The sequence below is a fragment of the Candidatus Eisenbacteria bacterium genome (assembly GCA_005893275.1).
GTDB lineage: Bacteria > Eisenbacteria > RBG-16-71-46 > SZUA-252 > SZUA-252 > WS-7.
Window position 1 is genome coordinate 137,057 of record VBOW01000014.1, and the last position, 21,793, is coordinate 158,849.

Sequence of the window (21,793 nt, forward strand, 5' to 3'; positions counted from 1 at the left end):
CGCCGCGACGCTACCAAAAGCGGAGGAAGTGAGTCAAAGGAAAAGCCTTACGACTCCGGCGCTCGGCGCGGCTTCCGATCGCGGTCCTTGGATTCACCTTTTGGCTTAGCCGGCTCGCCTGACTCCTTGCGCTTCTGTTCTTTATAGGAGGGGGATCGGTAGTCGGTCGTGTAAAAACCGCTGCCCTTGAAGACGATCCCGGCGCCCCCGCCGAGCAGCCGCCGGACCTTGCCGCGGCATTTCGGGCACCGCTTTCGCGGCGGCTCGGTCATCGATTGGAACACCTCGAATCGGTGTCGGCACTTCTCGCATTCGTATTCGTACGTCGGCATCAACCCTCTCCTCTCACATCCTGTCCAGCGCGGTCTCGAGCCGGTTGAGCCCCTCCTCGAGTTCGCGATCGGCGATGGCGTAGGAAAGACGCAGGTGTCCTTCCATGCCGAAGGCGGAGCCCGGGACGCAAACGATCCGGGCTTCGTCGATCAGAAAATCGCTGAGCTCCGCCGAGTTCGTCACACCGTTCCGGGCCGAGCGGATTCGTTCGCTCATGTCCGGAAAAGCATAGAAGGCCCCGTCGGGCGCCGCAAGCCGGACGCCTCGGATGCGGCCGAGCCGCCCGGTGATCGTATCGCGGCGGCGCGCGAAACATTCCCGCATCATCCGGATGGAGTCCCGGGGGCCGGTGAACGCGCGGAGCGCCGCGAACTGGGAGACGGCCGCGGGATTCGAGGTCGATTGACCCTGAAGCCGCTCCATGCCCTCGGCCAGGTCGGCGGGCGCGGCCGCGAATCCGATTCGCCACCCGGTCATCGCCCAGGTCTTCGAGACGCCCCCGATCACGACGGTGCGGTCGTGAAGATCCGGGTGAAGCGAAGCGATGCTCACGTGACGCGCGTTCCCGAATACGAGCTGCTCGTAGATTTCGTCGGAGAGAACGTAGAGCCCGCTGCGGCGCACCACCTCCCCGAGCCCCACGAGCTCTTCCCGCGAATAGACGGCGCCCGATGGATTGTTGGGGCTGTTCAGGACGAGGAGCTTGGACCGGGGGGTGATCGCCCTCTCGAGCTCCTCCGCGCCGATCTTCATGCTTCCGTGCCTGGGAGGAACGAAGACCGGCTCGCCCCCCGCGAGCCGAACCAGCTCGGGGAACGTGACCCAGTACGGCACCGGGCAGAGCACCTCGTCCCCCGGCTCGACCACCGTGAAGATCGCGTTCCAGATCGCGTGCTTCGCGCCGTTCGAGACCACAATCTGCGACGGCGTGTACTCGAGCCCGTTTTCGCGCTTGAGATTCTCGGCGATGGCCGCGCGCAGCTCCGCCACGCCTCCGACCGCGGTATAGCGGGTGTGACCCGCGCGGATCGCCTGAATGCCCGCCTCCCGGACATCCTCGGGAGTGTCGAAGTCCGGTTCCCCGGCCGCGAAGGAAATGACCGAATGCCCTTGCGCCTTGAGCTCGCGCGCCCGGGCTCCGAGCGCCAGGGTCTCCGAGGGCTTCAACGCGCGCACGCGGGCGGAGACGCGCCCTCCCTTCATCGCGCCTGCCTCAAGCGCTCGCGGAGGCGCGCCGCCACGTTCGGGGGCACGAGTCCCTCGATCGCTCCGCCGTATCGCGCGATCTCCTTCACGAGCGAGGCGTTCAGATACGTATAGGTTTCGCTCGGCATCAGGAACACGGTCTCGATCTCGTCGTGCAGCCGACGGTTCATGAGCGCCATCTGGAATTCGTATTCGAAATCGGAGATGAAGCGAAGCCCCCGGACCAGGATCGGAATCTTCCGCTGCTTCGCGAAGTCGACGAGAAGCCCCGCGAACGGCTCGACCGTGATCCGGCCGAGCGAGGAGGAGGCCTCGCGGATCATTTCCACGCGCTCCGCCTGGGTGAAAATCACGCCCTTCTCGGCGCGCTCGGCGACCGCGACGGTCAAGGAATCGAACATCCGGATCGCCCGCTGCATCAGGTCCAGATGCCCGTTCGTGACCGGGTCGAACGTCCCGGCGAACACTGCGCCTCTCATGCGCCTCCTTTCGGCTCGAGGTTCACTTGCAACGGGCGCGATAGAACGCGACCGTGGTATCGGAATAGGTCCGCTCGGTCGCGAGCTGGAATGCGGGCGGTTCCCGTGCCTCGGTTCCCTTCTGTCGCTCGTATACGACGAGCCCGCCCTCCTCGGGCCACGGAAGATCCGCGAGGCGCTCGAGCCAGCGCGGTCCGGCGCCTCCTTCGTAGGGAGGGTCCAGGAACACGAGATCGAACGGACCCAGGACCCCCGGCGGCAGCTCGACCCTCGAGAGATCGGCCTCCTGCACCGACGCCCGATCGGAGAGGCCCAGCCTTGCCAGGTTTTCCCTCAGCGCCCTCGCGACGGCCCGGTTGCGCTCGAGGAACGTGGCCTCCGCGGCGCCGCGGCTCAGCGCCTCGATTCCGAGGGCGCCCGTCCCCGCGTAGAGGTCGAGAACCCGCGCCCGCTGGACCGCGCGCGGCCCCAGCACGTCGAACACCGCCTCCCGGGTCCGCGCGGCCGTCGGGCGAACCCCGCGATCGGGCACCCGGATCCGGCGCCCGCGGAGATCGCCCCCTACGATTCGGACGAACCCCATCGTGCCTGAAACGCGGGAAGGAGCGCCACGATGCGATCGGCGACTTCCTCGGGACCGGATCCTCCGGTCTCGACCGAAGCGTCGGCCGCCTCGGCGTAGGCCTCCGCCCGCGCGGCAAGAAGCTCGCTCAGGCGCTGCGCGAGCGGCGCGCCGCGCAGGAGCGGCCGCTCCGGCGAGCCCGCCGCGCCGAGACGCGCCGCCGCCGTCTCCGGCTCGACGCGAAGCCACACGACGCGCGCCCTCTCTTTCAGGAGCGCCCGGTTCCGGACACGGCCCAGGATTCCCCCGCCGCACGCCACCACGCGCGGGCGGCTTCCGTCGAGCGCCCGCGCCAACGCCCCCGATTCCAAATCCCGAAAGCGCTCCTCTCCTTCCGCATCGAGAATCGCGGGCACGGTGGCGCCCGCGAGGCGCTCGATCTCCCGGTCCAGATCGACGCTCTCGAATCCCAAGCGCCCCGCGAGGAGCGGCGCCAGGGTGCTCTTTCCAGCGCCCGGCAAGCCGATCAGAGCGATGCGCGCGACCAGGGACTCTCCTCGACGGTGAAATGAAAACGGGGTCCTTCCCGTGAAGGACCCCGCAGTATACCCCGTGTCCGCCGCCCGCGAAAGCGGCGCGCCGGCCTTAACCCTTCGGCGTCACACCCTCGCCCAGAATCTTCGGCGTCACGAAGATGAGGAGCTCCCGCTTCTGATGCGTCGTGGAATTGGAGCGGAAGAGATTTCCGAGGAGCGGCACATCCATGAGGACCGGAACGCCGCGCTTCGTCGTGCTCTCGTTGCTCCGGATGAGGCCGCCGATCACCGCCGTCTCGCCGTCGTTCACCATCACGCGCGTGTCGGCCATGGTCGTGTTGATGATAATGCCTCCCTGCACCGTCGCCTGGGACGCCAGGTCCGACACTTCCGGATGGACGTCCATGGTGATCCTGTTCCCCGTATTGATGTGCGGCGTCACGCTGAGCTTGATTCCGATCGTCGTGAGCTGCGTCACGGCGTTCCCCGCGAAGTCCTGGACGATAAGCGGGATCTGCTTGCCGACCACGACCGAGGCTTCGCGGTTGTTCACCGTCGTGATGCGCGGGTTGGAGATGATGTTCGCCTTGTTCTGGCTCTCGAGCGCCTGGAGGGTCGCGTCGAAGGTGCCGAACGCCTTGATCGTTCCGAGCCTGACAAGCCCGGCGGGATTCGTTACGTCGGCCGCGTTCACGTCCGCGTTCTCGCTGGCGCCCGCGTCGAAGAGGTCGAGGTTGTGCGCTCCCCAGCTGATGCCCAGATCGCGCGTCGCCGAAGCGTCCACGTCCACGAGCCGGGCCACGATCTCCACCTGGGGCGTTCTCGTATCGAGATTGCGCACCATGGCGTCGACCTGGTCGAGGCGGTCCGCGATGTCGGTCACGATGAGCGAATTCGAACGATCGTCCACCTCGATGTGCCCGCGCTTGGTCAGGGTCTTCTCCACCGACCGCGCCATTTCTTTCGAGTTCGCGTAATTCACCGGCAGGATGCGGGTCTCGAGCGGCAGGAGCTCCTCCTGCGAGCGCTCCGCCGTGCGCCGTTCCAGCTCTTCCTTGCGCAGCGTGTCGAGGTTCGAGACGAGGATCGTCTGGCCGGTCTCGACCATGCCGAGCCCCTGGGACTTGAGCACGATGTCGAGCGCGTGGCGCCACGGCACGTTGCGGAGCCTCAGCGTGACTTCCCCCTTCACTTCCTTGCTCGCGACGATGTTCTTGCCGCTGAACTCGGAGAGGCTTCTCAGCACGGTCTGGATGTCGGCGCCCTGGACATCGAGCGACATCCGCCGCCCGTCGCTGGGCTGCATGTGGTCGGAATCAGCCGGCATCGCCGGCTCCTTCGAGCTCGGAGTCTGAGGCACCTCGACCGCGAGCACGAGATTGTTCCCGACGCTGCTCAGGGCGTAGGAGGAAGCCTGCGAGAGATCCACGACGATCCGGGCTCCAGCTTCCTTGCCCCAGCCCATTTCGCTCGCGCGGACCGCCTTGATCGAGGACCCCTCGCGTCCCGACCAGGAGCGCTCGCTGAAGCTGAGCTGCGATCCCGGACAGTCCACGACGATCCGGTCCGGCGATTCGAGCGTGAAATCGTGATAGTTGAGCGGGGCATCCCCCTCGATGACGACCTGCGTCGCGGAACCCGCTTCCTTCATCGAGACGCTCTTGACGGTTGCCGCGAACGCCGGGGAGGCGACCGTAAGAAGGGCCGCCGTCAGCGCCGCGATCCGGCCGCCCCAGCGGCCCGTGCGCGCGAAGCTAGTTTCGAGTCGCATTCTTGTCACCCTCTTTGGTTTGCAGGCGGATCGACAGCGATTGGGATTCGCCGAAGGCGTTCTGCACCACCTGCAGCTCGCTCTTGCTGATCCCCGAGATATACCCGTTCACGACCGGGTCTCCCACGCGAAGCACGAAACCGCGTCCGCGGCTGTCTTCCACCAGCGCGAACTTGTCCGAGGAGCCCCACATGATGCCCACGAGGTGGATGTCCCCCACGTCGATGAGGGATCCGTCCGCCGTCTGGGTCTGATATCTCCCTTCGATGAGCGATTGGAACGGATCGCGCCGGCCGCCGCCGATGTACTCGTAGCGCTCGCGCGCGAAGAGAACGCTGGCGTCCACGGATTTCGGAATCTCCCCCGAGAGCACGGATCCGATGGCCGCGCCGGGCGCGGGCGCCTGCCCCGGCACCGCCGCCGCCGGCGCGGGCGCCTCGGCCGCTCCCGCCGCGTCGGGATTCAGCGGCTGGGCCGGGGTCACCGCGTCCGGGGCGCCGGCGGCCGGGGTCGGTGCCGCGGTCGTCAGAAACTCGGCGGGCGAAGCCGGTCCGTACGGAATGTCGGTCCGCGCCCACGCGGGGGCGGGCGGGCCGTAGGTCACGGGCTTCGGACGGGGAAGCGCCTGGGCCGCCGGGGATGTGGCGGGCGTCGGCAGCACCGGCGGCTCCTGCCGCTTCATCAAGTAAATGCCGGCCGCGATCGCGAGCCCGACCAGCGCCAAGAGAAGGATGCCGAGGCGGCTTTGAAAGAACTTACTTTGTGACAGAGCCAGACTGCTTGGCTGATTCATTGAGAGTCCCCTCGGCCAGCGTGTACGCGGTCGCGACGAAATCGGCCTGCACGGTTTCGTCGAGATCGCCCTTGTCAAAGCCCTTCAGCTTGAGCTGCGAGACGTTCACCAACCGGCTCAGGTCCGAAATCTCGCCCAGGAATGCTCCGGCTCGATGGAATCCGCCGGTCACCGAAACCTGCACTGGATTTTCGGTGAAGTACGTCGACGCCTTGGGATCACCGGGCTTGAAGAGCAGGAAATGCACGCCCGACTCCTGCCCCGCGATCGTCACCTTGCGAAGAAGGCTCGCGACCTCCTTCTGGGTCGGCAGCAGCTCCTGGGCCACCATCCAACGCTGGTTCAGGAGCTCGAACTCCTTCTTGAGCTCCGGAAGCCGGTTCACGAGCTGCTGCGCCTTCGTCAGCTCGCTCATCTTCTGGGTGTACTCCCCTTTCAGCTTGCCGATTTCCTTCGCGCGCGCCCGGTAGTTGAACGGAACGTAATCCGCGATGATGTAGAAGTAGACCAGGATGCCGATCCCGGCTCCGATCAGAATCAGCTTCTGGGTCTTCGGATCCTTGAGGTCCATCGTCCTCCCCCGCGCGCCGCTCGGGCTACAAGGTCATCAACGCGGTGACTTTGAATTTCACCACGTTGCGCTGATCGATCGTGCCCTTCTCCGCCACGAGCAGGTCCACGCTTCCGTAGAGCGGGCTCGCCTCGAGGCGCGTCATGAAATCGGCAACCAGTAGGTTCGAGAATGTCACGCCCTCGATCTGGACTTTGTTGCTCGTCTCCTCGTAGCTCGTGAGCCACAGGTGCTCCGGCACGCAACGCGACAGCTCGTCGACGAGCTTCACGCGCTGGAGCCGTGTCTTGTCCAGATCCGCGATCACGTTCAAGCGCCGCTGAAGCTCCTCGCGCTTTTGCGTGAGCTCCTGGATGGTCTGGATCTGCGGCTTGAGCTTCGCCGCCTCCTGCTCCGCCCGGGCGATGTCCGCCTTCAGGCGCCCGATCTGCAGCGCCTGGAACACCGAGATCGCGCCGAAGAGCGCGATGACCAGGAGGAGCACCAAGACGGGCATGAGCGAGCCGATCTTCGGCAGCTGGAGCGCCCGCCGTGTCTGGCGTTCTTCCCGGGGCAATAGGTTGATGCGAATCATGGGTCCCCCTATCGAAGCGCGAGGCCGATGGCGACGGTGAGCACCGGGGCCACGCTCTCGACGTCATCGCCGTTGAAGAGGGCCGCGTCGTAGCTCAGCTTCTGGAGCGGATTCACGACCTCCACGGGCACGTGATGCCTCGTGTTCAGAAACTCCTTGAGCCCCGGCACGCGGGCCGATCCGCCCGAAAGGAGAATCCGATCGACCCGCTCGGTTTCGCCGGAGGACTTCAAGTAGGCGATCGCCCGGTCGAGCTGCACCGAGAGATCCTCGCACGCGGCCTGGATGATCGGAGCGACGTCGATGGCCTGATCCCCGCGGCCGCGGAGCGCGTTCAGCGCTTCCGCCTGGCTCACGTTGTACCGGCGCTGGATTCCCTCGACGAAAGCGTTCGAGCCGACCGAGAGGTCTTTCGTGAAGTGCGGTACTTGATTCTCGACGATGTTCACGTTGGTGATCTCGGCTCCGATGTTCACAAGCGCGATGACCTCGTCCGGCCGCAAGTCGTAATTTGCCTCGACGGCGTTTTGGATCGCGAAGGAGTCCACGTCGATGATGACCGGGTTCAAGCCCGCCTCCCGGATGATGTCGGCGTGGTTCTGGATCATCTCCTTCTTCGCGGCCACTAGAAGGACCTGCATCTTTTTCTGGTCGACGTTGGGATTGATGATCTGGAAATCGAGCGAGACGTCGTTGATGTCGTAGGGGACGTGCTGCTCCGCCTCCCACTGGATCGCCTCTTTCGCGTCCTCCTCGCTCAAGCGGTCCATCAGAATCTTCTTTACGATGACCGCGCGGCCCGAAACGGCGGTCGCGACGACGCGGTTCTTGATCTGACGGGACTCGAGAAGATTCGCGATCGCCTCCTGGACCAGCTGGCGATCCATGATCTCTCCGTCCACGATCGCTTCCGAAAGCGGTTCCGAGACGCCGAAGTTGATCAGCCGATCCCCGGAGCGGTCACGCGCGATCTCGACGACCTTGATCGAGCTGGATCCGATGTCGAGCCCTACCGTGCTCTTCTTCTTACCGAACATGATCCGCTCCATGTGTGTGGATGAGATTGGCGCCCCGCGTACTTGACGCAGCGGTCCGCGGGGACCAATTTGAGCAAGTTCCATGCCACGGACCGCGCCATCTGCAACGTAAGTCGTAACTACATAAGAGCTTACGACGCCGTTCCCACCCCCGCGCGCTTTGCCATGCGGGCCCGACCCGCCATTGCATCACGCACGGGCGGCCATCTCTGAGCCGTCCTCCGAACCACCGGCTCCAAGCGCGCCATCTCTCTTCGCACGGCCGACCGCCGATCCTCCGGGGTCGTTGACCCGCGGAGAGGCGCTTTGCTACGGTGCGTTCATGCATCGAAGCGTCCAGGGTGCCGCCTGGGTCGCCGCCCTCGCAGCGCTCTGGGCCTACGCCCTGACGCTCTCCCCCACGGTCGCTTGGCTGAATCTCGGGGAGGACTCGGGCGATTTGCTCGCGGCTTCCGCGACGCTCGGTATCCCCCACCCGACCGGGTATCCGCTTTTCGTGCTGCTCGGGCGGCTCGCCACGTTCCTTCCACTCGGGACGACCGCCTTCCGGATCAACCTGATCGCGGCGATCGCCGGCGCGGCGAGCGTCTACTTCCTCGTCAGGCTCGCCTACTCCCTGTCGCCGCCCGAAGGGCGCGGCCTCGGCGCCGTGCTCAGCGGGTGCTTCCTCGCGCTTCTCTATGCGTCCTCGCGCGGCGCCTGGAGCCAGAGCGTTCTCGCCGAGGTCTACACGCTGAACGCCGCGTTCCTTGGAGCGATTCTCTGGCTGCTCGTGAACGCCGAAGAGCGCGGGGACGTCCGCTACCTGTTCCTCGCGAGCTACCTCTTCGGCCTCGGGCTGACCAATCACCTGCTCCTGCTCGCCGCCGCACCCGCGCTTCTCGTCGGGATTTGGCGGTTCTCCCGCGAGAATAAGATCGGCCCCTCGGGTGCGCTTCTTTTGCCCGTTCTCGCCTTCTGGGGGCTGACGCTGGATCTTTTCTTGCCGGTCCGGGCGTCCCAAAATCCGGAATTTTCGTGGGGGGCGCCGGTCACGCCGGGGCGGCTCTGGTGGGTCCTGAGCGGGGCCCAATACGGGAGGAACTTCTTCGCGAGAGGCCTGCCGGAGGCCATGCGGCACCTGATCCCCGGACGCTGGGGAGTCGATTTCGGGTGGGGGGTCGCCCTGTTGGGAGTCGGGATCCTGTTCGCGCTGATCCGCCGTCCCGGGACCGCCGCCGCGGTCTGGACCGCCTTCCTCGCCTCGCTCGTCCTGCTCTCCGTCTACGCGATCGGGGACGATGTGGGCTACTGGATGCCCGCGGCGTGGATCGCGGCGGCCCTGGCCGGCTCGGGGTGGGCCTCTCTCTGGAACGTGCCGCGCTGGCGCGCGGCGGTGCGCGGCGCTTCGATCGCCGCCCTCGCTGGCGGAGCGCTCCTCGGCTTCGCGTCGAACTGGAAACGGGTCGATGCGTCCGGGGACTTGACCCCCTATCTCTACGCCCAGCACAACCTGTCTGCCGTGGAGCCTAACGCGCTGATCGTGAGCGAGTACGACGGGCGCACGTTCTCGCTCTGGTTTTACAAAGCGACCGACTTCAAGAAGAGCCGCCCCGACCTCGTCGTGGCGTACAAGTACCTCCTCGTCTGGCCGTGGTACCTGCATCACCTCGCGCGTCACGATCGCACGCTTTCCGTCCCCGGCTATCCGGGCGACCTGGATCTCATGATGAATCGCCTGATCGCGCGCAATATCCGCAAGCGGCCGATCTACCTCACGCGTGAGGACCCGGGGCTTCTGCCGATCTTCCGCACCGAGCGGGTGGGGGACGCCCGCCTCCCGCTGTACCGCGTGCGGGAGGCGGCTCGGTGATCGACGGGCTTCGCCGATTCGCGCGCGGGCGCGCGACGCTCCTGATCGGACTTTTCTCGGTCGCGTTCTTCTCCTACCAGATCGGCCGGCTGCTTCGCGCCGAGCGATTCATCACCGGCGGGGAGCTCTCGCTTCCGCTCGACGACAGCTTCATCTATCTGCAGTACGCAAGAGCCATCGCGGAAGGCCATCCCTTCGTATACACCCGGGGGAACGCCCCGACCACCGGAGCGACGAGCCTTCTCTGGCCGTTCCTGCTCGCCCCACCGCATTGGCTGCACTCGGGGCCCACGCTGGCGATCGCCTGGGCGCTCGCGCTCGGGGCGGTGGCGCTCCTTGCGAGCGCGCTCCTCCTGGCCCGCCTCGGACGTTTGCTCGCGGGGAGCCTCGGCATGCTCCTCGCGGTCGCGCTCTTCCTGGGAAACCCCTATCTCTTGTGGGGCTACATGAGCGGGATGGAGATCGCCCTCTACGGCTCGGTCCTTCTCGGGGCCCTGGTCCTCTACCTGAACGAGCGCGAGGAGGCCACGTTCCCGCGGCTTCGCTGGCTTCTCTTCCTCCTCGCCGCATCCCGGCCGGAGGGGGCCATCTTGTGCGGCGTGCTGGGCCTCGTCATGGCGCACGACCGGTGGCGGGCCTCCCGCGCGGACCGCGGCCCCCACTTCCTGAGCCCCGCGCTCCTCATCCCCTTCGCGGCCGCCGCGCTTCCGTTCCTCGTCAACCTCGCCGTCTCCGGGTCCATCGAATCCACGAGCTCCCAGGCGAAGTCGATCTTCTCGGAGCCGCATCCCGACGTCCGTCACAAGTTCCTGATCGAATCACCGGGTGTGTGGCTCTCCATCGTGAAGGCGTATCTCTCCTGGCTTGAGCTCGAGCTGGGCGCGATCGCGCTTCCCCGGGACTGGATTCCGAGCGCCGCCGCGGTCTTCCTCTTCGCGGCTCTCTCGTTCTTTCCCCGCCGCCGCCCCTGGTCCGACGGCCGCGTTCTCTTCCTTCTCTTTCCGGCGGCGGTCATCGTCGACTCGCTCCCGGTCGCCTGGTCGGTGCACCTCTATCGCTACCAGCAGGGCTTCTATCCGGTCGTTCTTGCGTGCTACGCGGCCGGGCTCGCCCGCGCCGCGACGCTCGCGTGGGCCCGCCTCCCGCGCCGCCTCGGGGCCCCTTTGGCGGCGCTCATCGTCGGGGTGCCTCTCGTGGCGTGGGCGCCCAACATGACGGAGGAGTACGACAGGGTGGTCCGGTTCTACGGGCACAACTGCGAGAACATCCTCCACCAGCAGGTGCGGGTCGGGCGCTGGATCGCGCAGAATCTTCCCCGAGACGCCATCGTGGGAATGAACGACGCAGGCGCGATCGCCTACTACGGGAACCGATCGACCCTGGACCTGCTGGGGCTCACGACCGAAGGCTTTGCCAAGGTCTATCGCTCGGGGATCGGGTGCATGTTCGAGAAGCTGAGACGGCTCCCTCCCGGAAGACTACCGACCTATTTCGCGATCTATCCGGAGTGGTTTCCCTATCTCAAATCGAGCGGGGTCCTGGGTCCGGAGAGCTTCCGCGCGCACCTGGGGTACAACACGATCTGCGGGCAGGACGACAAGGTCGTCTATCCCGCCGAGTGGATCGACGTTGCGCCCGCGGACTCGATGGTCCTCCCGCATCCGGAGATCGCGGGCATGAGGCTTCGCGATTCGATCGACCTCGCATGGCTCGAGGACGAACAGCGCCATGCTTGGAAGCCCTACGGGTACGAGTACGACGAGAGGAGATCGCGGTGGCGGAGCCATCCTTCCGTGCTCCCGCGCGACGTCCTCCGGCAATACGCCTACGCCGACCGCCCCACGAGGCCGATCGCGGACGCGGGAAGAAAAGTCTTCGGTTGGGAGCGATTCCGCGTGAGCGCCGTGGCCGGCAGGGACCTCGCGTTGGTGATGCGGACGGACGCCTGGTTTCCGAACCGGCTCAGGGTGAGCGTGGACGGGGCCACGGCCGGCTGGTGGACGATCCCCCGATCGGAGACCGCGTGGATCGAGCCCGCGTTCCGGATTCCCGGCAGGCTCATCGGGCGGGCGCGGCCCGAGATCGAGATCCGGCGCGAGGACCCCAAGGACGGCGGGGACTACGCGCCGTTTCACTACTGGGTCTTTCAATAGCGAGAGCGGGGACCCGCCCGAAACGAAACGCGGGGCCGGCCGAGGCCGACCCCGCGCGAGACCGATCCGAGCGATGCCGCCTATTGGTCGATCCAGGAGGAGATCTCGTAGCGCGTCAGCGAGTAGAGCTGGTTGATCATGGCGCTCGAGTAGATCACCTTGATGTTGCCCTTTAGGTTCGAGGAGCCGGTGAGCTTGCCTTGAACCATCAACCCGCCCACGATGTTCTGCGAGTTACCGCCACCCTTGAGGTCCGCGTCCCCGAGAACGATGACGAGGCCGCTGTAGTTGAAGTCGCCCCCGAGATGGAAGTCGCCGTCCACGACCAGCACTCCCGCCGCGCTGACGTTTCCGGTGATGTCGAGATCGCCCTGGACGTGCACCACCTTGAGGTCCCCGATGGATCCCCAGGTCGAGAGGTCGGGATTGGGGTTGGCGGGATACGTGAGGTCCGCGACCTGGGCCCACTGCGCCGCGATCGCCGCGATGTCGAGATTCACCGCGGAGGTCCGGACGCTGGGATCGGCACCCGACCCCTGGACATTATCCTCCTGGTTGTTGTTTAGGTTCCCCGCGATCGCGCCGGCGTTGTTCGGAGACGAGATCCCGGGGAGCGAGGTGCCTCCGGGGATCGTGTCGTACGGGGCTGCGAAATCGTGATCGTGTCCGTCGACGTAGAATGAGTTGCCCGAGAAGCCGATCTCCCCTTCGGAATAGACCGAGCCTTGGATCGGAGGGAGCGGCCACTTGACGGCCTCGACCGTGACGGTCTTCGCCCCGACGCCCTTCCGGCCGGCGGCCGTGACGATCAGCTCCGGGAACCCGCTCACCGTGTTTTCCCGCGGGGGCGTCGTGGGGTCGTTGTCGTGGTCCCCGAAGAGCAGAACCTGGTTCGCCCCGTTCAGCTTGTACCGCACCTTGGTCCAGGGGTAGTCGAGCCGGCTGGCCAGGGGGAGGGTGAATTGCTTCGAGCCCGTCTCGGAATAGTGCTCGCTCCCTTCGTCAATGGCGGCGTCGGTATCGTTGTCCAGCCCGTCGCTCAGGGTGGCGTTGTACTGTGGATCGAGGCCCGAGTTGCCCGGGTCGTTCACGATGTAGATGCCCCACCCGGGGGTGCCGCCCGGCGGCGTCTCCCCGATGTAGGTCCCGGGAGGCTTCGCGTTCGGGTCGGACATGCGCAGGAGCGATTCGCTGATTCCCGCCTCCGCGTACTCGAACGCCTGGGCGGCGGTCATCTGGTTGCCGGCGATCTGCTTGTCGCCCTTGGTGACCGCGACGTAGGAGATCCCGAGCGAGGTCATGAGGAACAGGATCAGGAGCGCGACGATCATCGCGTTGCCCGCGTCGGGCCGCGCGCTCGTCGCGATGGAGCGGTGGTTGCGAACCATGGTGCTCACCCCTTCGGTACCCCGTCCCTGGGTCAGCGCTCCCGCCACCATGCGAGACTGTATCTGGCCAGCGTTTGGACCGCGTTGATCGCCTCGGTCGAGAAAAAGACGTCCGCCGAGCCGTGGACCCTCGAGGCGTTGATGACCGTGCTCTGGTAGATGACCCCGCCGATGATGTGCGCCACATCCGCGGGGCCTCCGCCCGCAAGATCCATGTCGCCCAGGACGATGACGATCCCCGTGAATTCCGAGCCGCCTCGCATGTCGAGGTTCCCGTTCACGACGAGGATCCCGCCGCCGGTCCACATCCCCGTGGCGTTCAAGTTGCCGTCCACGACGGTCACCTTGGGATTGTTCAGCGAGCCGAAGCCCGTATTGCCGGAGGTCCAGGCCTGATCGCCGGTGTACGAGTTGTCCGCCATCGCGGTGAACTGAGTCCACATGGCGTTGAAATCGTAGGAGAAGGCGGATTGGTTCACGCTCCCGTCGCCTCCAAGGCCTGAGACGTTGTCCGTCTGGGCGCCGGAGATCGTCACGTCCGACGTGGGTCCCCTGGATAGGACACCCGGCACGGACGACGCCCCCGGAAGCGTGTCATGGGGCGCGGTCGCCTGGTGGTCGTGGCCGTCCACGAAAAATCCGTTGCCGTCGAAGTCGAGCTTCCCTCCGGTCCAGATGGCGCCCTCGACCTGCACGAGCGGGAAGCGCACCGCTTCCGCTTCGAGGGTCTTGTCGGCGTTTCCCTGCCTGCCCCGTGCGGTCAGACGCAGCACGGGGGCGCCGTTGGTGAGATTCTCCACGGGAGGCGTGACGAGATTGTGGTCGGGGTCTCCGAAGCGGACCAGCTGGCCGCCCTGCGTCTTGTACTCCACGCGGACATACGGGTAGCGCAGCGCGCTCGCGTTCACGATTTGCTTCGTCAGCACTTCCGGGTATCGCTCGCCGGGCTCGTCCACGAGGGTATTCTCGTTGTTGTCCATCCCGTCCGTCTCGAGGGCCGGGCCGTCGGGATCGAGCGCGCTCCGCCCGTTGGCGATCACGATGTAGCGGCCCCAGCCCGCGACCGGAAGTCCCGCGGGGCCGATGTAGTTCAGCGACTCGGCGGGGAACGCCATCCGGTGCAGACCCTCGGTGATCCCGGCTTCGGCGGCGTAGAGCGCCTGGGTCGCGGTGATCTGGTTGCCGGCGATCTGCTTCTCGGACTTCGTGACCGCGACGTAGGCCACGCCCGCCGTCGTGAGCATGAGCAGAACCAGGAGCGCGACGACCATCGCGTTCCCGGACTCCCCGTGGGTCGGCTTCCCTGGCCCCGCGGGGCCCTTGGCCCCGCCTCTCACGATCCGCATGGCGCTTCTCTCCTTTGTCGTCATGGAAGGACGGTCGAAGAATACGGATTCAGGTAGATCACGATGTCTCCGGTGCTCGCTCCCGTCGAGGTGCCGGCCACGATGTCGGGCACCGGGTCGAGCGCCAGGACATCCTGCGAGCATTCGAGCCGGGCGATCGCCAGCGCGTTCACGGCGCCTCCCGCGTTGGCGTCGGACCAGCTCTGGACGCTCGGGATGATGTTCCCGGACGCCGCCGCCGGGTCGCAGAAGAAGGCCTGGACCGCGGGGGGCGTCCCGCCTCCGGCGCCGGCCGTTCCGACGGCGATATCGATGTTCGTGCTGTTGTAGACGAGCGGCCCGAGCGCGAGCGCGGTCGCGGGGCCCAGCGTCGCGACCTCGTCTTTCTTCGTGAGCGCCCCCGCCATCGTTCCGTTGTTGCGCCAGAACTCCACCTTGCCTGTGGTGCCGCCGTTCTTCACGGCGACCACGACGTCCGGGCGGCTGTCGTTGTCCATCAAGGCGGTCCCGACGCCGTAGACCGAGCCACCGACCGAGGTGGTGTACACCGTCGTGAAGCGAACGTTGGAGAGCGTGTTGCTGAAGAAGACGTCCACGCTCCCTTGTTTATCATTGGCGTCGTTGTCGGTCTTGGTCCCCACGACGATGTCGGGCCACCCGTCTCCGTTCATGTCGGCCACCGAGACGCTCCGGACCTCGCCGCTCGCGGTGTAGACGTCCTGCCCGGTCGAGTGGCTGTACACGCCGGAGCCGGCCGTGCTCCCCCACCAGACCTCCACCTTGCCGTTTCTGGCGGAGGTCCTGGTTCCGAGCACGACGTCCGGATGGCCGTCCTTGTTGAGATCGGCGATCGCGACGCCCTTCACTTCTCCGGTGCCGGGGTTGTCGTAGTAGCTTCCGTTCGGTGTCGTCGGATTCCCCACGGCGCCGATCTTTCCGGGCGTATCGGTGACGCCGCCGAAGGCCTGGTTCTGCCACACCTGGAACCGCCCGGTGCCGGTGCCGCTGATGAGGCCCGCCACCACGTCGGTCGCGGCGGGAGAGGAGTTGTCCACGTTGCCCGCGGCGAGCGCGGCCACGTCGTAGGAGGCGTTGCCCATGTAGCTCTGGTTGGCCTGGAAGTAGCGGTTGCCGGTGTATTTCCCGGGCTGCCCGTTCCACCAGACGCGGATGTTGGCCACGCCGCTCGCCTTGGTCCCGACCACGATGTCGAGGTCATGCTGTCCGTTCACCACCGTGGCCGAGCCCTCCTGCGAGTCCTGCTCGTTCAGATCCGTGACCACCATCGAGAGCACGCGGTCGGTGGAAAGGTGGATCGGCGGCTGGCTGGGCGGCAGGCCCGTGCCCGTGCCCGTCCCGGTCCCCGTGCCTGTGCCCGTGCCGGTACCCGTGCCTGTGCCCGTGCCGGTGCCGGTACCCGTGCCGGTGCCGGTACCGGTTCCTGTCGCGCCGGTGTTCGCGGCGTAGGAGGCGTTGGCCTCCGCCAGGAACGGGAAGTTACGCGGCTCGACGGAGGTCGCCACGCTGACGCGGTCGTAGGTCCCGCTGTCGATGTTCTTCTGCTTGGTCTCGGTGACCATGCTCACGACGATGGTCTTCACCGAGCTCTTGACTCCCGGGGCGGGCGGCTTGCCCAAGTCGGCGCTGCTCACGGTCTTCCCGAAGAAGACGCCGGCCGGGTCGTCGGATGTGCCCGCCTTCAGCTCGAGGGCGCCGCCCGCCGAGTTCCTGTACGAGAAGAGCGGGACGTTCTTGGACGTCACAGCATCGGCGGTCCGCTGGGTGAGACCGTACGCGACGATCTCGCCCGTTCCGGCGGAGGGCGTCGCGAGCGAATCGCCCGAGGTGCCGATCCTGCGCCGGAGCACGAAGTCGTAGGGATTCGGGCTCGAGGCGACGATCGGGTCGCTCGTGTTCGAGTCGAGGAAGTAGGTGATCACCTCACCCATGTCGATCTTGCGATTCCCGTTCAAATCGAGGGCGAAGGTGACCCGGTACTGCGACCCGGTGACGATCGCGGGCTGCACCGCGGGATCCACACCGTAGCCGGCGGACCGCAGCTCCCGCGCGATCAGATCGACTCCGCTCCGCGCGTTCTGGGTCGCCTCGGCAAGCTCGATGCCCACCTGCTGGGACTTCTCTCCGCGGACGTAGATCGAGTAGATCGAGCCGATCACGACCGTGAAGAGAACCAAGGCCACCATCATTTCGACCAGGGTGAAGCCTGAGCTGCGTATCTCGCGTTCGGTATTCACGGGTTCCACCTCGTTTGCGGGCGCTCCCTGCCGCATCACTGGGTCACGTAGCTGCTCAGCTGAGCTGTCTGGGCGCCGTGCGAATCGTTCCACCGCGCCGTGACGTCGATTTTCTTGCATCCGGCCATGGGCACGGAGTCGGTCACCGTCCAGGTCCGGGTGAACACGGATGTCGTGTCGGTGAAGGTGCCGACCGTGAGGGCCGCGAACGGCTTTCCCTTGAGATCCTCCAGCTTCACCTGCGCCGTCATGAGTCCCGACGTGAGCACGCGGCTCTGCGTCACGCCGCGCGTTCCCGCGGGGATCATGGCGGCGACCGCCAGGATGCCGACGGCCAGGAAGGTCAACGCGAAGACGACCTCGATGAGACTGAATCCGCCGTCGCCCGTTCGATTCGATCTCTTCGTGTGCCGTCGCATCGCGCGCCCCGTCATTGGACGGTCACCATCCCGGTTGGCCGAACGACGGAGAGCGACCGGCTGTAGCCGTCCGAATTGGTGAAGATGCAGGTTCCGGATTGGCTCGCGCTGCCGTTCGGGAAGAAGGTCGTGATCGGCGAGGCGAACGGGTTGGTTCCGGAATTCGCCACCGTGATCCACGCCGGATAGGCGACGGGGTCCTTCCGCTTTTCGGTCACGTCCTTGACCCCGTTGTTGTTGTCGTCGTCGTACCATCCGAAACCTTGCACCGTGTCGTCCCAGTAGAAGACGTAATTGTTGTTTTCGGTGATCGCGCGCTGCCGGACCACCCGGGCCATCGTCGCGGTCTGCTGAACCTGGCCGTTCAAATCCACGCTGCGCAGGAACTTGTTGAGTCCGGGGAGCGCCACCGCCGTCATGATTCCAAATATCACGAGCACCACCATGAGCTCGGTGAGCGTGAATCCGGCTTCATCACCGCGGCGTGATGCCGTTCTGAAATTGAACGGCGACATGTGGGGACCCTCCTGACCCGGGACGATCATTCGTACGACCTTAGAACGCAAGGGACATGCCAGCGCTCAAGTCACGTCCCGGTCCGGTCCTACGCCGGCTCAAGCGCTTCCGAGGGTGGCTTTCATCAGCGGCATGGCTCGTCTCAGCCAGTTCCCGGACGGGCCGGAAGGGGCAAGTCTTTGCAGATTGCACAGTCTTCAAGGCAGGAACGACCGGTACAGCCGAAAGAGGGAATCCCCGTAGAGGCAGAGCGCGATCGCGGCGGGCGCGAGGAAGGTTCCAAAGGGAATCGCGGTGCGCCGCGAGCCTTTGCCGCGCGCGATGAGCAGGATCCCGAAAACCGAGCCCGCGAGCGACGCGAGGAAGATCGCGCCGAAGACGCCGCCCACTCCCAGGAACGCGCCCATCATCGCGGCAAGCTTCACGTCGCCCCCTCCCATTCCCGGCACGCCCGTCGAGCGCTCGTAGAGCGCGCCCACGAGCCAAAGGCTCGCCCCTCCGCAGACCGCGCCCAGGAGGGCGCCCGCGAGTCCCGGCGGCGCGAAGAGACTCGCGGCCAGGCCCAAGCCCACGCCCGGAATCGTGACGACGTCGGGAATCGTTTGCGTGTCGAGATCGATCCACGCGATCGCGAGGAGCGCCAGGAGGAACGCGGCCTGGGGCACGAGCAGGAGCGGGGTTTCCACACGTTGGACGAGCAGCCAGAGCAGGAGCCCCGAGAGAAGCTCCACGGCCGGGTACCGCCACGAGATCGGCCTCCGGCAATGGCGGCATCGCCCTCCGAGGAACACGAACGAGAGCACCGGCACGTTGTCCCAGGGAAGGATCCCCTTCTTGCAGCGGGGGCAACGCGACGCGGGATTCACGATCGACTCACCGCGCGGCAGCCTCGCGATCACGACGTTGAGGAAGCTCCCGAGGACGAGGCCGGTGGCGAACGCCGACGCCTGGATCCAACGTCCGGCCTCCATCACATCGCCTCCAATCGTCGCAGCTCGCGTCCCGCCACTTCCCGCATGTATTTGTTCCCCGTCGCGAACACGTGCTTCCAGAGGAGAATCGCCATGCCGGTGTTGCCGGCCCGCTGATTGGCGAACGCGGCGAAGCGTTCGACGTACTCATCATGGCCCGGCATGCGGCTCGCCCATGTGAAATAGCGCGCCGCGGAGGCAGCGTCTTGCCGGCAGACGTAATGAAGAAATCCGATCTCGAAGGCGAGCTTCCAATCGGTGGGGTTCGCGCTCAGGCCGCGTTTCAGGAGCTCGAGCCCGCGCTGGGGTTTCTTCATCTCCTGCGCGAGCACGAAGGCTCCGAACACGTACGGCTGGACGAACCGCGGATCCAACTCGGTCACGATGTCCATCACGTGGCCGATCATGTCGAATTTCTGGTCGGAGAGCCGGTGCTCGCCGTAATACTGGATGCCGCGCAGCCACGCGATATCGGCCGCAGCGGTTTCATAGCCCATCGCCGCCTGGCGGACCATGAATCCGGACGGATAATAGAGAAGCTCCTCCTCCCGGACCTTCCCCAGCCGGGGTTGCGCGGCTCGCTGCACGAGCGCCGCGGACGCCACGAAGAGCGTCGCCAGCGCGAGCCCCGCGAGCAGGCCTCGATCGATCTTGGGGATCAACGGAACTCCCGCCGGCGGAAAATGGTGGCCGCGACGATCATGACCCCGCTTGCGTACAGGAGACCGTACGCGAAAGCGAACGCGAGCCGTTCCGGCTCCACGGCGATGCCGTGCACCACGAGTCCGCGCGCATTGAAGACCCCCAGGTGCGGAAGCATCCAGTACACCGCCTGGGCCAGCGCCTGGATCCCCGCCGGGGCGCCCTGCGACACGAAGTAACGCAGGTCCTCGGCGAAGTGGCCCGCAACCAAGGCGGCGACCGCGAAGAACGCGGTCAGAGCCGGTGTCGTAAACGAGGAGAACAAGACGACGACGGCGGTCACGATCGAGAGCTCCATGACGCTGAGCCCGACGGCGCCGAAAACCGTCCATGGCGTGGAGCCGTACGCGACGGTGACGACCGCGGCCAGGATGCCGGCCATGGAGGCGAGGAGCATCGACGTCGTGAACCAAAGCCCCAGGAACTTTCCGACCAGGAATTCTTCCCGGCGGATCGGCTTGGCGAGGATGGCATAGACGGTCCGGCGCTCGAGCTCCTTGTGAAGAAGGCTCGAGCCGAGGAACACGGTGAGGAGGGTCGCCAAGAGTGTGGACCCCGCCAGCCCGAAGTCGATCACGACCTTGCGACCTTCGCCCAGAGCGAGCGGGGAGAGCGCCTGGGAGCCGATCACGAGCGCCAAGCCGAAGAGGGCCAGGATGAGGACGACCCGCTCGCGCATGACCTCCCGGAGCGTGTTGCGCGCGATGGCAACGACGCGGCTCATCGGCGACCCGGGCCTTTCGTTCCGGGGCCGCTTCCCGCGCCGTCGGCTTCGAGCGCGCGCACGAAGTATTCCTCGAGGCTTTGCCGCCGCGGCTCGACGGCGCGGACGACCACCCGCTCCTCGGTCAGAGCGCGGAGGATTTCTTGCAAGGCCCCGGAATCTTGGACGCGCACGATCCAGCAGGAGCCTACGGAATCCACGCGGTGCCCGGCCGCGCGCAGAAGCGAGCCTCTCTCCTCGGGGAGGGCCTCGACGGTGATTTCCCACTCGAGAACATCGGATTCGAGGATACCCTTGACCGATCCCATCTCGAGAACGCGACCGTGATGGAGGATCGCAATGCGATCGCAGAGCGTCTCCGTCTCGGCCAGCACGTGCGAGGTCATGAGAATCGTGGCGCCGCGGTCGCGCTCTTCCCTCAGGATGTGTTTCACATCGGAGCGGCCGATCGGATCCAGTCCCGACATCGGCTCGTCCAGGACGAGGACGCCAGGCTCGTTCAGAAGCGCCTGGCAGAGTCCCAGGCGCTGCGTCATTCCCTTCGAGAACTTGCGAAGCGGCTTTCGGGCATGCTCGCCCAGCCCCAGCCGCTCCAGGAGGGCCTCCGCGCGCGCGCGCGCGATTCGGGCCTCAATGCCGAACAGCGCGCCGACGAGCCCCAGATATTCCCGCGCGGTGAGATGGTCGTAGAAGCAGGGATTCTCGGGAAGGTACCCGAGGCGTTTCCGCGCCGCGGGATCCTGAGGATCGCGGCCTTCGAGCCGAATCGTCCCGCGTGTGGGCCGGGTCAGCCCGAGGATCATCTTGATGGTGGAGGTCTTCCCGGCACCGTTGGGCCCCAGGAGGCCGAAGATCTCGCCCTCTTCCAGGCGGATCGAGACGCCGTCGACCGCGGTGAACGGTCTCAACGTCATCGGGTCCCGGTAGACCTTGGAAACGCCATCCAATTCAATTCTCGGAAGCGGCGCCACTTCCTTGAGCGGGCTCCGTGCGGCCACCTCGGCCGCCCAACCGCGCGAGTCGTCCCGGTCTCGGCTCATCGTCGCGAGTTCCCCCCGGAGTCTTCGTTCCCCATGCCACGCGGGCGCATCGCAAATGCCATGCCACGCGCCTGGAACGGCTTCCCAACCCGGCTATCGTGAATGAAAATGAAAAGGCGGCAGTCGCGTTGGTCCGCGATCTGCCGCCCGCTACCTGATCGGCGATTAGCCGTTGGTCAACGTCAGAGACAGAAGCGCCGTCTTGCCGTAGCCCTTGATCGTGTAGCCGGTCGTCGCGGCCGGGTTCGCACCGAAGATCCCCTGAGCTCCCGGGTCCGCGCCCCACGTCGCGGCGCTGTTCGCGCCGGTGAACGGGTTCTTGGGCCAAGCACCGCTCGGGAAGTTGGCGAGGACGGCGGCGTTGTCCGCGGCCACCGGATAGGTGCCGGTGTTCTTGACCGCGAAGTCTTCGATCGCCAGCTGGAAGCTATGCATGTTCGCCTTCACGCTGGCTTCGCGTGCGCGGTCCTGCATGGCGATGAAGTTCGGAATCGCGATCGCCGCGAGAATCCCGATGATCACAACCACGATCATCAGCTCGATCAGCGTAAAGCCTTTCTGATTG

22 protein-coding genes are annotated in these 21,793 nt (G+C 66.3%); 2 read left to right on the forward strand and 20 right to left on the reverse strand.

The features are described 5' to 3' along the window. Window positions 1-47 precede the first annotated feature (47 nt). From E6K76_02195 to pilM, 10 genes are all read right to left on the reverse strand, one after another. Window positions 48-332 (reverse strand): zinc ribbon domain-containing protein, encoded by a 285-nt coding sequence (locus E6K76_02195; GenBank protein ID TMQ60462.1) that lies wholly within the window; start codon window positions 330-332, stop codon window positions 48-50. A 13-nt stretch (window positions 333-345) separates the two neighbouring features. Continuing rightward, window positions 346-1,536, reverse strand: coding sequence for a pyridoxal phosphate-dependent aminotransferase (locus tag E6K76_02200; protein ID TMQ60463.1), 1,191 nt, complete (start codon window positions 1,534-1,536; stop codon window positions 346-348). Next, window positions 1,533-2,018: a pantetheine-phosphate adenylyltransferase gene (coaD, locus tag E6K76_02205; GenBank protein TMQ60464.1), complete on the reverse strand. Its 486-nt coding sequence runs from the start codon at window positions 2,016-2,018 to the stop codon at window positions 1,533-1,535. The genes E6K76_02200 and coaD overlap by 4 nt, the downstream gene beginning before the upstream one ends. Window positions 2,019-2,040: 22 nt before the next feature. Then, a complete protein-coding gene (gene rsmD, locus E6K76_02210) occupies window positions 2,041-2,601 on the reverse strand; it encodes a 16S rRNA (guanine(966)-N(2))-methyltransferase RsmD (GenBank protein TMQ60465.1) in 561 nt (186 codons plus the stop codon). Beyond that, window positions 2,580-3,128, reverse strand: a complete 549-nt coding sequence (locus E6K76_02215) for a shikimate kinase (GenBank protein TMQ60466.1) — start codon at window positions 3,126-3,128, stop codon at window positions 2,580-2,582. The genes rsmD and E6K76_02215 overlap by 22 nt, the downstream gene beginning before the upstream one ends. Window positions 3,129-3,225: 97 nt before the next feature. Then, window positions 3,226-4,887: a type IV pilus secretin PilQ gene (gene pilQ, locus E6K76_02220; GenBank protein TMQ60467.1), complete on the reverse strand. Its 1,662-nt coding sequence runs from the start codon at window positions 4,885-4,887 to the stop codon at window positions 3,226-3,228. Beyond that, on the reverse strand, window positions 4,871-5,680 hold the full coding sequence (locus E6K76_02225; protein ID TMQ60468.1) for a hypothetical protein: 810 nt from the start codon (window positions 5,678-5,680) through the stop codon (window positions 4,871-4,873). Before E6K76_02225 ends, pilQ begins: the two co-directional genes overlap by 17 nt. Next, the gene (locus tag E6K76_02230) at window positions 5,643-6,251 is read right to left on the reverse strand and encodes a hypothetical protein (GenBank protein TMQ60469.1); all 609 of its coding nucleotides are present in this window, start codon (window positions 6,249-6,251) and stop codon (window positions 5,643-5,645) included. Before E6K76_02230 ends, E6K76_02225 begins: the two co-directional genes overlap by 38 nt. A 25-nt stretch (window positions 6,252-6,276) precedes the next feature. Next, window positions 6,277-6,825 (reverse strand): hypothetical protein, encoded by a 549-nt coding sequence (locus tag E6K76_02235; protein TMQ60470.1) that lies wholly within the window; start codon window positions 6,823-6,825, stop codon window positions 6,277-6,279. 8 nt (window positions 6,826-6,833) lie between these two features. Next, window positions 6,834-7,946, reverse strand: coding sequence for a type IV pilus assembly protein PilM (pilM, locus tag E6K76_02240; GenBank protein TMQ60471.1), 1,113 nt, complete (start codon window positions 7,944-7,946; stop codon window positions 6,834-6,836). Window positions 7,947-8,184: 238 nt separating this feature from the next. Here pilM and E6K76_02245 point away from each other — a divergent pair, with 238 nt between their 5' ends. Then, window positions 8,185-9,714 (forward strand): DUF2723 domain-containing protein, encoded by a 1,530-nt coding sequence (locus tag E6K76_02245; protein TMQ60472.1) that lies wholly within the window; start codon window positions 8,185-8,187, stop codon window positions 9,712-9,714. Continuing rightward, window positions 9,711-11,867, forward strand: a complete 2,157-nt coding sequence (locus E6K76_02250) for a hypothetical protein (GenBank protein TMQ60473.1) — start codon at window positions 9,711-9,713, stop codon at window positions 11,865-11,867. The genes E6K76_02245 and E6K76_02250 overlap by 4 nt, the downstream gene beginning before the upstream one ends. 80 nt (window positions 11,868-11,947) lie before the next feature. On the opposite strand, the gene E6K76_02255 is transcribed toward E6K76_02250, so the two are convergent. From E6K76_02255 to E6K76_02300, 10 genes are all read right to left on the reverse strand, one after another. Then, window positions 11,948-13,255 carry a hypothetical protein gene (locus tag E6K76_02255; GenBank protein ID TMQ60474.1) on the reverse strand — a complete coding sequence of 436 codons (1,308 nt, stop codon included), beginning with the start codon at window positions 13,253-13,255 and terminating at the stop codon, window positions 11,948-11,950. Window positions 13,256-13,287: 32 nt separating this feature from the next. Further along, entirely contained in the window at window positions 13,288-14,601 is a 1,314-nt protein-coding gene (locus E6K76_02260) for a hypothetical protein (protein ID TMQ60475.1), read from the reverse strand. 20 nt (window positions 14,602-14,621) lie between these two features. Then, window positions 14,622-16,976 (reverse strand): prepilin-type N-terminal cleavage/methylation domain-containing protein, encoded by a 2,355-nt coding sequence (locus E6K76_02265; protein ID TMQ60476.1) that lies wholly within the window; start codon window positions 16,974-16,976, stop codon window positions 14,622-14,624. Continuing rightward, entirely contained in the window at window positions 16,892-17,275 is a 384-nt protein-coding gene (locus E6K76_02270) for a hypothetical protein (GenBank protein TMQ60477.1), read from the reverse strand. The genes E6K76_02265 and E6K76_02270 overlap by 85 nt, the downstream gene beginning before the upstream one ends. A gap of 11 nt (window positions 17,276-17,286) precedes the next feature. Further along, the gene (locus E6K76_02275; GenBank protein ID TMQ60478.1) at window positions 17,287-17,820 is read right to left on the reverse strand and encodes a prepilin-type N-terminal cleavage/methylation domain-containing protein; all 534 of its coding nucleotides are present in this window, start codon (window positions 17,818-17,820) and stop codon (window positions 17,287-17,289) included. A 168-nt stretch (window positions 17,821-17,988) separates the two neighbouring features. Beyond that, window positions 17,989-18,762 (reverse strand): prepilin peptidase, encoded by a 774-nt coding sequence (locus E6K76_02280; GenBank protein TMQ60479.1) that lies wholly within the window; start codon window positions 18,760-18,762, stop codon window positions 17,989-17,991. Beyond that, window positions 18,762-19,424: a hypothetical protein gene (locus tag E6K76_02285; GenBank protein TMQ60480.1), complete on the reverse strand. Its 663-nt coding sequence runs from the start codon at window positions 19,422-19,424 to the stop codon at window positions 18,762-18,764. Before E6K76_02285 ends, E6K76_02280 begins: the two co-directional genes overlap by 1 nt. Further along, window positions 19,421-20,188 carry an ABC transporter permease gene (locus tag E6K76_02290; GenBank protein TMQ60481.1) on the reverse strand — a complete coding sequence of 256 codons (768 nt, stop codon included), beginning with the start codon at window positions 20,186-20,188 and terminating at the stop codon, window positions 19,421-19,423. Before E6K76_02290 ends, E6K76_02285 begins: the two co-directional genes overlap by 4 nt. Continuing rightward, the gene (locus E6K76_02295; GenBank protein ID TMQ60482.1) at window positions 20,185-21,228 is read right to left on the reverse strand and encodes an ABC transporter ATP-binding protein; all 1,044 of its coding nucleotides are present in this window, start codon (window positions 21,226-21,228) and stop codon (window positions 20,185-20,187) included. Before E6K76_02295 ends, E6K76_02290 begins: the two co-directional genes overlap by 4 nt. 165 nt (window positions 21,229-21,393) lie before the next feature. Next, on the reverse strand, window positions 21,394-21,793 hold a 400-nt coding region (locus tag E6K76_02300), incomplete at its 5' end, for a type II secretion system protein (GenBank protein TMQ60483.1).